Source organism: Lachnospiraceae bacterium JLR.KK002 (assembly GCA_036941025.1).
GTDB lineage: Bacteria > Bacillota > Clostridia > Lachnospirales > Lachnospiraceae > Petralouisia.
In genome coordinates this window covers 3,446,942-3,462,537 of record JAYMNP010000001.1, presented here as the reverse complement: position 1 = coordinate 3,462,537, position 15,596 = coordinate 3,446,942, and the positions used below count along the sequence as shown (strand labels likewise).

The window sequence follows — 15,596 nt, the reverse complement described above, 5'->3', positions numbered from 1 at the left end:
AGCATTAAAATGTATGTTATAATACCAGAAGATTATCACGTGTCGAATGAGCACGATTTATCATACTATGTCAGTGATTTGGGGATTTCATTTGTACGGCGGAGGAGAATAAATGGAAAATGACAGCTCACGAAAGATAAAAGTACAGGCCATATCGGTTATAACATTATTTGTATTTTTATTTGATATTTATGTTATCGTTAATATGCAGAATAATTATCAGGTTCTTGGAATTGCTGCTCTCGTAACCTTAATCTGCGTCAGCCTGACAATCAGCAGATGGCTGAAGCTGGGAGAAAAAGAAAGTCAGCGCTCGGAAGAACAGTATGTGGATATCATGAAAGCGGAAAAATCCACACATCTGGTTTCACAGAAAAAATTTCAGGAGCTGGATGAAAAACTGAATTTTATCGGTCAGAAAATTATGCCTCTGGAAAAGGCAAATTCTGTAAATCAGAAAAAGATTGCAAATATGCTGGAATCTCTGATGGACGGCCAGAAAAAAGTTGCAAAGATAACAATCAGCCGCAGTAAGGAAAATGCCAATGCACTGATGAATTCCAACGATCAGATGATAAAACAGATGGAAGAATTTCAACAGTCCATTTATGGTATGAAAGATGAAGTTTCATCAAGACAGGATGCAATTTTGTCAAAACAGGATGAAGTTTTGTCAAAACAGGATGCGATTTTATCGAAGCAGGATGAGGCTTTATCGAAACAGGATGAGTCTTTGTCAAAACAGGATGAAATTTATCAGAAAAAGCTGCAGAGAATGGATGATGAACAGAAGGAATTAATAGAAAAAATCCAGCAGTCTTCCAGTCTTATAAAAGATATTATTGATGTAATACCGGAGAAAATTGACCAGATTCCCCAGTCTGTGATGGACCAGGTTTCTACTCTGAAAGAAACTTCGTATGCTGTACCGATACCGGAACCAGAGCCGGAACCGATAATACTGGAGGAGCTGATACCGGAACCAGAGCCGGAACCGACAATATTGGAAGAAGCGATACCAGAACCGGAACCGGTAATACTGGAAGAACCCATGCCAGAACCGGAACCAGTAATACTGGAAGAAGCGACACCGGAACCGGTAATACTGGAGGAACCAATAGTGGAATCTGAACCGGTTGCAGCAGAGCCGGAACCAGTGGCGGAAGAACCGGTGATAGAAGAAGAGGTTGAAATACCGGAGCCGGAATCTGTGGTGGAAGAACCAGTGATAGAAGAAACGGTTGAAATACCGGAGCCGGAATCTGTGGTGGAAGAACCGGTGATAGAAGAAGCGGTTGAAATGCCGGAACCGGAGCCGGTAATACTGGAAGAATCCATGCCGGAACCAGAACCGGAACTGATTTCAATGCCGGAATCAGCAGTAATGGAAGAATCCATGCCGGAGTCAGAATTAATAGCGGAGCCTTTAGCAGAGGAAGCGCTGATAACGGAGACAGAACCGGAACCAATAATACTGGAAGAACCTGTATCTGGACCAGTTATGGAACCGGAGCCTGTAATAGCAGAAACAGCCGAACCGGAACCAGTGATAGAAGAAGCGGTTGAAATGCCGGAACCGGAGCCGGTAATACTGGAAGAACCAATAGTGGAATCTGAACCGGTTGTAGCAGAGCCGGAACCAGTGATAGAAGAAGCGGTTGAAATGCCGGAACCGGAGCCGGTAATACTGGAAGAACCAATAGTGGAATCTGAACCGGTTGTAGCAGAGCCGGAACCAGTGATAGAAGAAGCGGTTGAAATGCCGGAACCGGAGCCGGTAATACTGGAAGAACCAATAGTGGAATCTGAACCGGTTGTAGCAGAGCCGGAACCAGTGATAGAAGAAGCGGTTGAAATGCCGGAACCGGAGCCGGTAATACTGGAAGAACCCATGCCGGAACCAGAACCAATAGTGATTCCGGAAATCAGCAATATGATGACGCCGGAAGATATTGCAGCTTTACTGGCAAGCGCTGATGAAGAACCCATAGAGGAATCAGAGCCAATTCCGGAGCCAATCATTGAACCATTGGTAATGCCGGAACTGAATACAGCACCGAAAATAGTACCAGTTCCGGAGCCAGGCGCATCAGCCGGTATCCTGAGACCGGAGGAAATCGCAGCATTGATTGCGAATGCCGCAACAGAAGAACTGCCGGATACAACTGCAGGAATTGTGGAGGATATAAAACCTCCTCTGCCGGATTTATCTGACCCAAACAGAGCAATGAGTCCGGAAGACATTGCAGCATTAATTGCAAATATGTAAAGAACAGGAACCTCGTTTCAAAATACGAGGTTCTTTTTTATTCTCAAATTTCTATCAAATTTCATAATTATAATGAGACACAATATCAGATGATAGAAAGGCGGTAACAGAAATTGGACAAAAGATGTGTGATTTGCGGACTTCCGGAACATTACAGGAAAATTAAATTTGACGAAAAAGGGGTATGCAATTATTGTAATTTTTATCAGGAAAACAGGGATTTTCTGGAAGATTCCAGGAAGCTGGAGGAAATTTTCCGTGAAAAAGCAGAACATGCAAAACGGAGGGCAAAAGAAAATGGCAGTAAGTATGACTGTCTGGTAGGATTCAGCGGAGGAAAAGACAGTACATATGTGATTCACCAGTTGAAGAAAAAATATGGTATGCGGGTACTGGCTTTTACGTTTCAAAATGGTTTTTCTACGGAATACGGAAGAAAGAATATTGAAAATGCCCTGCAGAAAATGCCGGTAGACCACATTACATTTTCCATGGGCGATGAGGAACTGAGAAAAACATACAGTCTCTGTGTAAAATTTCTCCATAATTTCTGTTCTGTCTGTTTTCATTATATGCATTATTACAGCTATCTGCTTGCAGGACAGTATGGAATTCCTCTGATAGTAAACGGACGTACCAGAGGGCAGATTTTACAGACAGCGCTGAAAAAAAAGCATCTGGAGCCCTTTGAAACCTCTCATTCCCTTCTGGATTTTGAGTATCAGATGTTCCATGGGCTGGAAAAAAAACTTCGGAAAACCGGTAAAACAGATTATCTGGATGATATTGAAGTGGAAGCCTTGTCATATTTCGCTTATCATGATATAAAAGAAGAAGAGGTAATACGCACACTGGAAAAAAGCATTGGATGGACAAGACCGGAAAAGAAAGCAGGCAGTCATCCTGACTGTTTTGCTCATGCAATGGCAGAATATATGAGTATTAAAAAGCGGGGCCTGCCCATTCGCCAGGGAGAGCTTTCGGTAGAGGTACGGAGAGGAAAGCTGACTCTGGAAGAAATGGACAGGATTCTGGAGCGTGACATGAAGCATTATACAACCATATCGAAACAGGAAAAACGAAGATTTGAGGACAGAATACAGATTAAGGAAAAATGAAAAAAACAAGTATTTTAGTCATTGAGGATGAGAAAAAATTATTAAAGGCATTGACAGATTTTTTCACCATACATGAATATCAGGTTTACACAGCGGAAAACGGCCTGGAGGGAATACAGCAGTTTAAGGTGCACAGTGAGGAAATAAGCTGTGTGCTGCTGGATATTATGCTGCCATTTATGGACGGCAATGAAGTGTTAAAGCAGATTCGTGTATTTTCCAATGTTCCGGTAATTATGCTGACTGCCAAAGAGGAAGTGGAAGATCAGCTGGAAAGCCTTTCTCACGGAGCAGATAATTATATTGTAAAACCATATTCCCTGGCTGTGGTGAAAATGCATGTGGAAGCGCTGATAAAACGTTTCCGGCAGGAAGAAGAGTTTCTGACAGCAGGAAATATACGGATAGAAATTGCAGCTCATAAGCTGTATGTGAATGATATATTCGTAGAAACAACACCGAAAGAATTTGAGCTGATGTTGTTTTTCATGAAAAATGAAGGAGTTGTTCTGACAAGAGACCATATTCTTGACAGCATCTGGGGATATCATTATGTGGGAGATACCAGAACCATTGATACCATTGTCAAACAGCTTCGGAAAAAACTGGGAAATATATCCTGTATCCGAACCGTATACGGAGTGGGATATTGCTTTGAGGGTAAAGGGAATGGAACGGAAACTTAATACAGATATTTTTTTACTGCAATGCCTGTTCCTTCTGGCAGTTACAGGAATCAGCGTCCTGCTGTATACGATTTTTATGCCTGTTTATTATGAGCGTGTGAAAGACAGGCAGATTATACAGGCATATCATGATATTGGAGAACTGGTTTTGTCAGAGCTGGAAGAAAAAGATTATGTGATGTTTGCAAATTATGAGAATGAAAATTTAAATTTTTTTATTGCAGATGAAAATATGAAACCTGTTTATGTTACGAAATCAAATGACAGCGAAGCCAACGCCATCAATCGAAATATTACCAGAAAGATAAATTCTTTTTCCAGAGAACCGGAGATTATCCGTAACAGCGGAAAATTACTGGAGACAGCCAGATATCGGGGAATTATGACTCAGAATGAAACAGATTATTATATTGTAATCAAAGATATTGCCGCAGGAAGGAAAAGTATTACCATGGCGGAAAAATTTTATCTGGTAATGTTTCTGCTGCTGATGATACCGGGAAGCATTTTTGTGGTATTTTTCTGGAAACGAAGGTTAAATCCTCTGGAACAGTTGGTTTTTACTGCAGAACAGACAGCAAATGGTAATTTTTCCGGGCAGGTACAGGAACAGGGGCGGTACGAAGAACTGAATCGTCTTTCTGCCAGTGTAAATAAAATGTCCCGGCAGCTTCAGGAACAGACTGGCCGCCTGGAAGAGAATAAAAAGCAGATGCTTCATCATAATGTGCGTCAGGATCAGATGGAAAAAAGGCGTAAGGAACTGATTGCCAATATATCTCATGAACTGAAGACTCCTCTGGCAGTCATTGCAAGTCAGGCAGAAATGCTGGAATATGCGCAGGATGACCGGGAATATTATATTTCTTCTATTCAGGAAGAAGTGACGAAAATGTCCGATATGGTCAGCCGGCTTCTGAATCATTCTGTTCTGGAACATCAGATGGAAAATATGATTCAGAAAACCTTCGACATGAAAGAAGTGATGGATTACATTATTGTAAAATATGAAGGAATGATTAAAAAGAAAAGAATACGTATGGAAACCTTTTTGTCTGAGACATGTTATGTGGAAGGGGACCGGGAATATATTGAGCAGATTGTAAATAATTATATGACAAATGCACTGGAACATACTGATATCGGCGGAAATATCCGTATGACGTTAAAAAAACAGGAACATACGGTACGTGTAAGTGTTTATAATGAAGGAAGCCAGATTCCAGCGGAAGATATGGAAAAAATATGGAGCGGTTTTTACCGAAATCAGCAGGAACCCAGGTATGAAAAAAACGGATTTTCCCATGCAGGTCTTGGACTGTATATTGTGCAGAGCATAGTTACCATGCACAATGGAAATTACGGTGTGGAAAATCTTCCGTCCGGTGTGGAATTCTGGTTTACTCTGCCGGAAGCCTCTGCCCTTACGGAATGATAATCTGATATATGCATATAATAAAAGAAAAATGGAGTATGCCATTTTGAAACGAAAAAAAAATATGAAACAGAAAATAGCAGAAATGGCCTATAAAAAACCGGAGCTTGCAAAAAAGATAACGGTTATGGAAAAATCCATGAAAGAGGTAAGCAAAATTTTAAATGACGGGAAATAAATTTTTGCATATGCTGTAATACTGTCGGACAAAAAGATATGAGTGTGGCATGAAATCAAAGGAAGAAAGGGCTATCTATTATCCAGGGTATGATAACGAAGTATTTATGTAGGGTGACGAAGTGAGCCTGTCCAATTTTGTTCTCAGCAGCCGCAATCTTTTTTTCAATTCCGGCAAAGCGTTTCCTGTCTTTTTTAATTTGAGATTGCAGACTGCTTTTGTATTCGGCGCTACTGCCACGCTTTGCCCCTTTTATCAAATACAGGCTGATTGTTTTATCTCCCAAAGAGGAGAATATATTAAAATCGAGTGACCCCTGCCCGATGCAGCCGGCAGAAGAAACAAACAAGCCGGCAGACGAGACAGGGGCGTTACCTTGTTTTCAAGTTCGGAAAGTGATAATATCGGTTCGAAACTTACTTCCTTGCCGGAGCACCGCCGCCCCGCATACCTGCGGCAACCCTGATGGTGGAGAAGTCCGCCCTGTTAAATTTACGGACACACAGCACAAAGAAAAAGGCGCCAATCAAAACGGTAATAGCCAGTCCCATCAGCGGTGTGATGATAAATCAGCAAATGGAGAACGCCATACCCTGTTCAACCAATTCTTCTGTGGTCAGCGTGTGGGCCCCCAAAGCGATATACTGGAAATCAGATAGTTCATGGATGCGTCAAGGCCGCTCATGGTAGATTTCATCAGAAATGAAAACATCACCAGCATAAACATGGACATAAAGAGCGAGCCCAGCACCCGTCCTTTGCTTCTGATATAATTTAGCAGATTTCTTTGTACGATAGCTGTAATTGGGTTCATTCTCGAATCTCCTTTCCCGTAATTGCCAGGAACACTTCGTTCAGCGTTCCGTTTTTTACTTCAAAATCTGTAAATTCGCCCTTGTGAGCCGACAAAATTTCCAGGGCGGCAGGGGCTTTCTTAGTATGGAACATCAGTTTATTCCCATTTTTTCGATAGGAAACTTCTCGTTTACGCAATGTTGCTTCCAACGGTTCGGTCTGTGTGCAGACAACATCAGTTTCCGTGCCTGTATATTGGTGTTTTAAGTTCTCCGGCGTATCGTGGGCAACGATTTTTCAGTGATCCATAATGACGATTTTTGAGCAGACCTCCGCCTCGTCCAGATAGTAGGTGGTAAGGAAGATCGTCATATTTTTCTGCTTTTGAAGCCGCTGGATATATTCCCACACATTGGCCCTGGTCTGTGGATCCAGACCGGTGGTGGGTTCGTCCAGAAATAAAACTCTGGGGTCATGTACCAGCCCTCTGGCAATCTCAGCTCTTCGTTTCATACCGCCGGACAGACTGCCTACTGCCGCCCGTCCCCATTCCGTAAGTTCCACAAGCTCAAGGGCGAAGCTGATGCGATCCCGCACCTTGTTTTTTGGTACCCTGTAAAAACTGCAATGGTATTTCAGGTTTTCTTCCACTGTCATTTGAGCATCGAGAGTGGAGTCCTGAAAAACAATCCCTATGTCTTTGCGCACTAAACTGCGTTCTTCACGAATATCATGGCCATTGATTATCAGGGATGCGTCTGCTTTATCCAGATTTTTTATGCTCTAATCTGTATGGTGCATTTGGCTCCTGATTCATAATGCTTGTAATTAATGCTCTGGCATCCTGTTTTAAAACCTGAACACCAAAAGACAGCAGGGACATAATGCCTGTTTCGGTTAAGTCCTTTCTGGGAAATGTTGTTTTCACTTTACAGCCCTGTGAATCATAAAAATGCAGCATTAAGAATTTTTCTCCAGTGTCTATGCGGTTAATTATTTTATCTGCATAGACAGCAGAACCCTTTGGTACAAAAGTAATGGAATAAATCCATGTTTTATCCTGCTTACTTAATAGTTGTATTCACAGTAACCTTTATTAATCACAAAATTATATTTATTTTGATGAATTTAGTTTTGAATAAAAATTCCGATATGCTGAATCAACGAAAAATATCCAAAAGGAATATCTGATGATTCAGCATACCGGAGATTGCCCTGTGTTTATCTGTGAAGTACTGATACAGTAGTTACAGAATAATCGGAAGAACATAAATACAGCCTGATGATTACTGTGTTATCCTCGTGTTCATACACATCTTCAAATTCATAAAAATCTTTTTTCAGAAGATGGAGGTTCAGAATTTCTTCATGCTCTTTTTCTGTTTCTGCATTTTTATAATAAACGATATCATATTGAACACCAGATATCAAGAAGATAAACTATATTTATGATAAAAAAGGATAACTTTAATATAGGAAAACGAATTCAGGAACTGCGTTTGTAAAATGGATTAATTCAGGAAAAACTTGCGTTATGTGCAAGCATTACAACAGCCTATCTTGGATTATTAGAAAGAAATCAGAAAAATCCAACTGTAAAAATAATTGAGCAAATATGCGATCAGTTAAATATCAGCCTTAGTGAATTTTTTGCTGATTCCATGCCTCCTGTTCGGACAGATGACTCTCTATCTTTGCAAATCATTATGCAAATAAGCGATAGAACTGTAGAAAAAAACAGTTAATTCTTCAGGTTATAAAAGATATGCTAAAATTCTGTGAGTTATCAAAGAATCATACTTCAGAAAGATCAGATGAACTATAAAAAAGAATACGCAGGGAAAATATGCCTTATATATTTATTTCATTGCGACGAATTTGCGCCGGGTTTCGCGCCAAACTTATCATACCATAATCGCTTTGCGATATGGTATGGTAATCCATGCCACTCCGCTTCGCTCCGGGCGGTATCATGCCTTCCGATATGATACTTCGTTTACACTTTAAGGTATCAAAAATCACAAAAAAAACACCGTCCCCGATGCTCACAGTCATCAAAAACAGTGCTTTCAATGCGCCTCCAGGGGCTCGAACCCTGGACACCCTGATTAAGAGACGCTCAAAGGGGACAAACTGCGCCAAAAATTATCAGGTATCTTAAAGCACCTAATCTGTAATTTCAAAGAAAATCAGAAGAAGCGGCTCGCGACCAGATTCGCGCCCAATACGTTCAGGAAAATTTAATAAAAAGTTTTGAGTTTCCCCATTTTTTCTGGCATCTGATTTCATCACAAAAATAAAAAATGCAAAAACACGTCCTAAATGTTATAATTAAATCACGACAAATAACCAAACAAAGGAGTGTTTTTGCATGATTAATTATAACAGATTAGGGTATGAAATTAAAAGGGATTTTACAAATTTTATGTCAAAAATTTCACAGAAGTTAAAACGCCCACAGCAGAAGTTTGCCCATCAGATGGTTTATGGAATACTCGCAGGAAACAAACTGCACCTGAGCGAAATCGCCCGCTCCCTGAAAGAAAACATTACGCTCAAAAAGACCATTGACCGGCTTTCCAGAAACTTAAATGCTTTTGACGAAAAGGAATCCGTCATGCAGGATTATCTCTCCCTTGTAAAACAGCAGGTCAAAGAAGACTATGCGGTTATTGTCATTGATAATTCAGATATCGCAAAGCCTGCAAGCAGAAAGCTGGAGGCCCTCTCTGAAATCCGTGACGGGAGCACTGGAGAAATTACACAGGGCTACCTGACAATTGAGGCTGCCGTGCTGTCCGAATCCGGGAAAATGCCCCTTCCAGTCTATGAAAAAGTATTCTCGGCAGCAGAAAAAGGATTTGTAAGTGAAACCTATGAAAACCTGTGCTGCCTGCAGTCACTTTCTGAAAATTTCAGCACGAAATGTGTCCGCACCCTCGACCGCGGGTTTGACACCAATGATTATTACCGCTATTTCCTAAAACGCGGGGAGCGTTTTGTCATCCGCGCTAAAAAGAACCGGAATGTCATCTATAACGGGAAGACCTGTAATATCATGGATGTGGCATTAAAATATAAAGGGGCTTACCGCATGGATTTTAAAGATAAAAGGGGTAAGTGTGCCCAGTGCAAAATGAGCTGCATGCCTGTACGACTCTGCGAATTCCCAGACAAAGAACTGGTTCTGACCGTAGTGTATGGCTTTGGGGAAGAGCCCATGCTCCTGCTCTCCAATCTGAAAATGCAGGAAAAGAAAAAGCTGTGCCACATCATCGCCAAAGTGTATCTGCTCAGGTGGCGGATTGAGGAATATTTCAAGTTCAGGAAACAGCAGTTTGAACTTGAGGATCTGCGGGTAATGTCCCTGCAGTCTATCCGCGGCCTGAATTTTTTTGCCACCCTTGCGGCAGGGTATATTAGCCTTATATCGTCCATCCACAAAGAAAGTATATTCCTGAAAGAATTAAAGGAATGTTCCAAACGTATTTATGAGGTTCCAAAGTTCATTTTTTATGCATTAGGCTATGCAATAAACCAAGTCCTGGGCATGAGCCGGACAGGCATACAGGGCTTTCTTACGAAAAAAGTCAAATCACAACAGATGAATCTGTTTGAACACTTTAAAATAGAGGATACCGGGGCATTTGTATTCTAAAAATGGGGAAACTCAAAAATAAAAAGTATATTGAAGAAATTATCTGCATATGATATAATGCCACTAGGCAAAAAGATATGAGTATAGCATGAAATCAAAGAACGAATCCCTCAACCGTGATGCGACCATAGTTGAGGGATTCTTCTTTTTGTTTATACTGGAAAAGAACCCAGTAGGCTATTTGTTGCCCTTATCATTACTGTCTAACCATTTGATGATGTAGTGGCAAGCCACACCAGCCGCGACAGTAACTAAAAATGATATGAGTATTGACATGAAATCACCTCCTCCCGTTGCCGGGTATCGGTGAGCAACACAGAAATTATAACATAATATGCCATGTGTTTCTATGCTTTTCAAAAAAAGCATTTCATTTTTAAATTGAAAACTTTTTGCCCGAAATCCCGCTAAAATTTTAATCACATAAAAATTTATCTTTCTGAAATAATTGTTTTTCAGTAAAGTATATGTCTGAACTGTTGATTTTCAGAGAAAAAGAAACAGAGTTTTTCCTGAAATTTTTTATAGATGGTTTTCCGTACGGGATTTCGGGCATTTCCTGTTTACAGAATAATGCTGCCTGTGTATCTGAATGGCAATCAGGTGGTTTTTATTCATTGACTGCTGAAAATATCAGGTTATCCAGTTTTTCGGCCACTATATTCTGTTTATCTTTTGCAACATGGGAATAGACTGCCAATGTAATCTGAGGGTCTTTGTGTCCAGCCCTTTGCTGTACGATATGCAGGGGTATTCCTTCCGATAATAAGAGGGAGATTGCACTGTGTCTTGTACCATGAAGTTTGATATGGCGCAGTCCATGTATTTCTAAAGTTCTTGCCCATTTTCTTGTAAAACTTTTCGGAAGGAATGCTTTTCCATTTTCCTGGCAAATAACAAAATTAGTATTATGGAATTCTTTTCCATATCTCAGTTTATTTTCCTTGTATTTTACTTTTTGTTTTTTTAGCAGTTTTAAAGTATATTCGCTGACAACAATTTCACGGTAGGATTCATCCGTTTTACAGTCTTTTAAGACAGGAATTTTACTGTCCTCAGATTCTACTAATGAATGGCGGACAGTGACGGTTGAAGTATCAAAGTTAATGTCTGAAAATTTCAGGCCTAATAATTCTCCCCGGCGCATGACACAGTCAAAAAGTAAAGCAACTGGAAGTTCCATATCTGTATTTTTTACGCTTTTTTGTAATTCCCTGATTTCCTCAATGGTATATACATCCAGTTTATTTGTTTTTTGGTCTTTTGGGATTTTCAGCTTATGCGTAGGGTTCTGCCTGATATACTGGCGTTCCACTGCTTCATTTAATGCTGCTTTAAATACACGGTTAATGTGGTGGATAGTGGTAGCTTTTAGGGGGTTGTCACTGGCATTGGATTTTATGCGCCATTTATTGTATGCCTGCTGTATCTGCAGCTTATGTAGTTCCTGTAATTTTGTCTTTCCAAAAACTGGCTTTAAATACCTTTCTATTACATTCCGGTAATCCCTGATGGTTGCAGGGCTGTAATCACTGCTTTCACAGAATTCGAGGTATTCATCAAGGTAATATGCAACTGTCATATCAGAAGGCATAAGGAATTCGCCTTTTAGATACTCTGCTTTTTTCATAAGCAAAAATTCTTCAGCTTTTTGCCTGTCTGTTGTTTCGCATCGGAAACCTGCCCTTAAACGTTTTCCCGTTCCTGGCTCCTTTCCAAGTTCCAGTATAATGTCAAAATATTTTATATTATCTTTGGAGGGGCGGGGTCGCACTGACCCCGTAATAGAACTTTTTTTCATAATGTTTCGCCTTCCTTTTCTGTTATTGATGCCCTTCCTGTTCTGGCATATTAATCATGTAGCCTTTTACTTTTGGCATCTCTTTTACAATCTGAATGTCTGAAATGTAACGGTCTTTTTCACTTTTTAAGATTCCTTCTTCTTTCCAGCGTTTTAATATAACTTTTATATCAGGAAATTGGCCTGCATGAAGTATAGATGTGAGCTTAATATTTGTAATATAGAGACGTTTGCTATATGGCGTTCCGTCTATTAGGGTGGATGGACACACTTTTGTAATACGTCCGGCACAGTCTTTTGGAACAAAATCGGCTGAATCACCTTCAATGCAGAATTGGCTGTAATGTTCTGAAATATACTGCATAAGATATGATAAAGCCCTCTGGCCAATATCCACACGGTTTTCTTCTTTTATCGGGCTGTGGGTTTCTATAAAATTAATGAGTTCATCTATATGCAGGCGGATGCCAATGACATCTTCGATGAAACTTGCACTTAACAGGATGAGTGCATACTGTTTACATGCCCGTTCTGTAAGGTTATTATAGTGTCCCTGCTGTTTTGAGTTCTCTACCAGTAATTTATGGAAATGATAATATCTGGAAATAATTTCTTCCTGCCCCTGTTCTCTTTCTACAGACAGAATTTTTTCAGCAAGTTTTGGAATCAGCCACCCATGGTTACTGGAAATAATATTTTTGATTTTGTCGGATGATTCTGCACTTTTTGTCCATACTACATTTTCAATCTCCAATACACGAACCAGAAGGCCTGAGTTTTCATCTGCCATGCTAAGGAGGCTTTTTTCACTTGTGGTAACGATTGCTGTACTGAAATAGGATGCGTCTGCTTTATCCAGATTTTTTGTAAGACGTTCCTTTTCTTTCCCACTGGATATATTGTATAAAAAACTTGTGGGATTGTATCGGCATAAAGAACCTTCATCTATCAAAACCGGGTAGCTGGATGGAATACTTGCTAAAATTGCATTTTGCGTGTCAGAAAAATTCAGTGCAAGGCTGTTACCCTGAAAGGTTGGTTTAGCCCCGCAGCTTACCAGAAGTAAACCTGCAGTGCTTTTTCCGGTAGAGCTTTCTCCAACCAGATTGACAATCACATTTTCAACCTGCACTTTATCCCTGAGATAGTCTGTAAATATTCCGCTCCCGGCTACTGCCAGTATGAATTCAAGTGGAATGTTGCCAATGACTTCTTCTTTTATCATTTCATTCCATTTCTTATATTTTCCGGTTTTTCCAATTTTTAATTTCCCGTCATACTTTGAATCTGCCCCAATAGCATTTCTTGCCAAAAATACCGTTTTACCATCATATATGGAAAATCCGAGTTTTTTATGTTCTAACCGGTATGGCGCATTTGGTTCCTGATTCATTATGCTTGTAATTAATGCTCTGGCATCCTGTTTTAAAATCTGGGCTCCAAATCCCAACAGAGCCATAATTCCTGTTTCGGTCAAGTCCTTTCTGGGAAATGTTGTTTTCACTTTACAGCCCTGAGAATCATAAAAATGCAGCATTAAGAATTTTTCTCCGGTGTCTATGCGGTTAATTATTTTATCTACATAGATAGCAGAGCCCTTTGGTATAAAAGTAGTGGAATCTTTTTTTCGTTCAAAAATGCCATAATTTCCATTTTCAATGCCATATTTCTCATATGTGAAATAATTTTTTTTTTATTACTTGCTTTATTGATAGTAACTGTCAGGTTCATATTACTAATCCGTCCTTTCTCTTATATTATTTATAATTGCTATAAATTACCAATTACATTCCTGCAATGACAGTTTTTTTGGACAAAATTGTCTTGTATAAGATTAGTAATATGCATAAAAATTACCACTAATGACTAAATAATGAAAAAACTAAATATTTTTTCAAATTTAAGTTAAATCTATTTTATTTCCTTTGAAAGTTAAAAAAATAAAAGAATTTGGAATGTGTGGGTAAAAATACTGGTATGCTGAACCAAAGAAGGATTTCTAAAATGAATACCCAATGATTCAGCATACCGAATACTTTCACCTGCTTATCCATGAACTACTGATACAGTAGCCACAGAATAGTCAGAGGAACATAAATAAAGCCTGACGGTTACGGTTTCACCCTCATGCTCATATATATCTTCAAATTCATAGAAATCTTTTTTCAGAAAATGGCGGTTCAGAATTTCTTCATGCTCTTTTTCTATTTCTGTCGTTTCCCCATAAATAATTACAATATAGCCACCCATATCTGCAAAGATATCCCGGTTTTTCCCATAATAAATGTCTAACTGTTCTGCCATGGTTTTAATGTTATCGACTGCAGGGCGGTTCTTCCATAAGAATAAGGTATTTTTTGTTTCATTTTCAAATTGCAGCAGGGAGGTTTTGTTTGGGATTATTTTGTACATTTTTATTCAGCGTCCTTTCTTTCCTCTATGCTGCACAACAATTTTCAGAATACTTACGACTAATGTGATTCCTGCAATAATTTCTCCTGATACCATAAATTCTCACACTCCTTCCCAGATAACTACATTTAGATACACTACATTAATCACTACAATCCCGATACAGATTCCTATAAAGTAATCCATAAATTTCTCCTCCTTACAATTTTGGGAAATTAAATTTTCTTATCATCCATTTCCCTGAAAATCTTTGTCCGGCAAATAGCGGATGTATGGTTTTCAGGTTTTTATAAGTTCCGTCTGTATCTACTAACTCCACTAATTTTTTAGCATATGGTTTCAATATTTTATAAAGCGTTTCTTTTTCAGCTTTGACTCTTTTATTACCTGTAAATCCATTGCCGAAACCTAACAGGATTTCATCAAAATCCCTTTTTAAGATTTCTTTTAAATATTCCATGTTATCTGCATTATCTTCTGCTTTTGCAGGTTTTAGCTTATTTGTAATTTCTGCAAACAGGTTACATAAAGTAATGGTGCTGTATCCCATGGCAAAGAGGTTGTTCATCAGGTAGTTTGTTGTTGTATCAACTGCCAGAAGATTGGATGAAGCAGGGTTTGTGCAGATTACAAGGATTTTTTTGGTATCCACTCCTTTACATGTTATGGTATATTCGTATCTTCTGTTTAAAGATTTACTGAATATTCCTGTTTTTTCCAATAGTATTGTTTGCTTTATTTTTTTCGGTAATACTGTTTGCGTTTCTTTTTCTGAAACTGTTTGCATTTCTTTTTCAGGTGCTGCATTCTGTTTGGCTTTTTCCATAAACGGTTCTCCTTTTTGGATGGTTAAAATACAGGAAAATTCATTTTAAATATTTCTGCAGGATAGAATAGATGGCATAAATATAGCTGTCAGTCTTTGGAATATAAAGTTTTACTAAAAACCATTCTTTACTTTTGATTTTTCCAGATTCTATGTTTCTGACTTTTATACATTCAAGGTCTGCAGTAAATTCGAGTTTCAATGGGTATACGTTTGCACCGTCCTCAATCTCGCGGATGTCATCTTTTACAGGAGCCAGCAATATGAGTAAAAATCCCTGTTTTCCAAGATGTTCTTCTTCCAGTATGTAATCTATTCTCTTTAATACTTTTTTTTGTAATCTGTACCGCCTTAAAAATGGGTTGATATTCCGTAAAAGTATAAGCTGGCTTTTTGTATAGATTTTTATGGCTTTCAC

At 39.2% G+C, this 15,596-nt stretch carries 14 protein-coding genes; 6 read left to right on the top strand and 8 right to left on the bottom strand.

Annotated features, from left to right (window positions below; translation table 11 throughout):
* Window positions 1-112: 112 nt before the first annotated feature.
* The 5 genes from VSQ32_16885 (at window position 113) to VSQ32_16865 (ending at window position 5,686) form a co-directional block, all read left to right on the top strand.
* The gene (locus VSQ32_16885) at window positions 113-2,269 is read left to right on the top strand and encodes a hypothetical protein (GenBank protein MEH2944484.1); all 2,157 of its coding nucleotides are present in this window, start codon (window positions 113-115) and stop codon (window positions 2,267-2,269) included.
* Between the two features lie 113 nt (window positions 2,270-2,382).
* On the top strand, window positions 2,383-3,387 hold the full coding sequence (locus VSQ32_16880) for a hypothetical protein (GenBank protein MEH2944483.1): 1,005 nt from the start codon (window positions 2,383-2,385) through the stop codon (window positions 3,385-3,387).
* A complete protein-coding gene (locus tag VSQ32_16875) occupies window positions 3,384-4,073 on the top strand; it encodes a response regulator transcription factor (protein ID MEH2944482.1) in 690 nt (229 codons plus the stop codon). Before VSQ32_16880 ends, VSQ32_16875 begins: the two co-directional genes overlap by 4 nt.
* Window positions 4,057-5,508 carry a HAMP domain-containing sensor histidine kinase gene (locus VSQ32_16870; protein ID MEH2944481.1) on the top strand — a complete coding sequence of 484 codons (1,452 nt, stop codon included), beginning with the start codon at window positions 4,057-4,059 and terminating at the stop codon, window positions 5,506-5,508. Before VSQ32_16875 ends, VSQ32_16870 begins: the two co-directional genes overlap by 17 nt.
* 46 nt (window positions 5,509-5,554) lie before the next feature.
* Complete coding sequence (locus VSQ32_16865; protein ID MEH2944480.1) at window positions 5,555-5,686, top strand: hypothetical protein; 132 nt, start codon at window positions 5,555-5,557, stop codon at window positions 5,684-5,686.
* Between the two features lie 616 nt (window positions 5,687-6,302).
* Here VSQ32_16865 and VSQ32_16860 read toward each other — a convergent pair.
* The 3 genes from VSQ32_16860 to VSQ32_16850 are packed head-to-tail and all read right to left on the bottom strand — an operon-like array spanning window position 6,303 to window position 7,228.
* Window positions 6,303-6,500 carry a hypothetical protein gene (locus VSQ32_16860; GenBank protein MEH2944479.1) on the bottom strand — a complete coding sequence of 66 codons (198 nt, stop codon included), beginning with the start codon at window positions 6,498-6,500 and terminating at the stop codon, window positions 6,303-6,305.
* Window positions 6,497-6,775 (bottom strand): DUF4162 domain-containing protein, encoded by a 279-nt coding sequence (locus VSQ32_16855; GenBank protein MEH2944478.1) that lies wholly within the window; start codon window positions 6,773-6,775, stop codon window positions 6,497-6,499. Before VSQ32_16855 ends, VSQ32_16860 begins: the two co-directional genes overlap by 4 nt.
* A gap of 3 nt (window positions 6,776-6,778) precedes the next feature.
* Window positions 6,779-7,228: an ATP-binding cassette domain-containing protein gene (locus tag VSQ32_16850; GenBank protein ID MEH2944477.1), complete on the bottom strand. Its 450-nt coding sequence runs from the start codon at window positions 7,226-7,228 to the stop codon at window positions 6,779-6,781.
* Window positions 7,229-8,852: 1,624 nt separating this feature from the next.
* Here VSQ32_16850 and VSQ32_16845 point away from each other — a divergent pair.
* Window positions 8,853-10,139, top strand: a complete 1,287-nt coding sequence (locus tag VSQ32_16845) for a transposase (protein MEH2944476.1) — start codon at window positions 8,853-8,855, stop codon at window positions 10,137-10,139.
* 610 nt (window positions 10,140-10,749) lie between these two features.
* Here the strand turns inward: VSQ32_16845 and VSQ32_16840 are convergent.
* The 5 genes from VSQ32_16840 to VSQ32_16820 form a co-directional block, all read right to left on the bottom strand.
* Window positions 10,750-11,769 carry a tyrosine-type recombinase/integrase gene (locus VSQ32_16840; GenBank protein ID MEH2944475.1) on the bottom strand — a complete coding sequence of 340 codons (1,020 nt, stop codon included), beginning with the start codon at window positions 11,767-11,769 and terminating at the stop codon, window positions 10,750-10,752.
* A gap of 193 nt (window positions 11,770-11,962) precedes the next feature.
* Window positions 11,963-13,579, bottom strand: coding sequence for a DUF927 domain-containing protein (locus tag VSQ32_16835; GenBank protein MEH2944474.1), 1,617 nt, complete (start codon window positions 13,577-13,579; stop codon window positions 11,963-11,965).
* Window positions 13,580-13,986: 407 nt separating this feature from the next.
* A complete protein-coding gene (locus VSQ32_16830) occupies window positions 13,987-14,352 on the bottom strand; it encodes a hypothetical protein (GenBank protein ID MEH2944473.1) in 366 nt (121 codons plus the stop codon).
* Window positions 14,353-14,551: 199 nt separating this feature from the next.
* Entirely contained in the window at window positions 14,552-15,178 is a 627-nt protein-coding gene (locus tag VSQ32_16825) for a DUF1643 domain-containing protein (GenBank protein MEH2944472.1), read from the bottom strand.
* 40 nt (window positions 15,179-15,218) lie between these two features.
* A complete protein-coding gene (locus VSQ32_16820) occupies window positions 15,219-15,596 on the bottom strand; it encodes a hypothetical protein (protein ID MEH2944471.1) in 378 nt (125 codons plus the stop codon).

What these genes read in the sequence shown, in the direction of transcription:
- VSQ32_16870 (MEH2944481.1), top strand. Translation starts at nt 4,057, where the DNA reads ATGGAACGGAAACTTAATACAGATATTTTTTTACTGCAATGCCTGTTC.
- VSQ32_16875 (MEH2944482.1), top strand. Translation starts at nt 3,384, where the DNA reads ATGAAAAAAACAAGTATTTTAGTCATTGAGGATGAGAAAAAATTATTA.
- VSQ32_16825 (MEH2944472.1), bottom strand. Translation starts at nt 15,178, where the DNA reads ATGGAAAAAGCCAAACAGAATGCAGCACCTGAAAAAGAAATGCAAACA.
- VSQ32_16860 (MEH2944479.1), bottom strand. Translation starts at nt 6,500, where the DNA reads ATGAACCCAATTACAGCTATCGTACAAAGAAATCTGCTAAATTATATC.
- VSQ32_16845 (MEH2944476.1), top strand. Translation starts at nt 8,853, where the DNA reads ATGATTAATTATAACAGATTAGGGTATGAAATTAAAAGGGATTTTACA.
- VSQ32_16885 (MEH2944484.1), top strand. Translation starts at nt 113, where the DNA reads ATGGAAAATGACAGCTCACGAAAGATAAAAGTACAGGCCATATCGGTT.
- VSQ32_16830 (MEH2944473.1), bottom strand. Translation starts at nt 14,352, where the DNA reads ATGTACAAAATAATCCCAAACAAAACCTCCCTGCTGCAATTTGAAAAT.
- VSQ32_16840 (MEH2944475.1), bottom strand. Translation starts at nt 11,769, where the DNA reads ATGAAAAAAGCAGAGTATCTAAAAGGCGAATTCCTTATGCCTTCTGAT.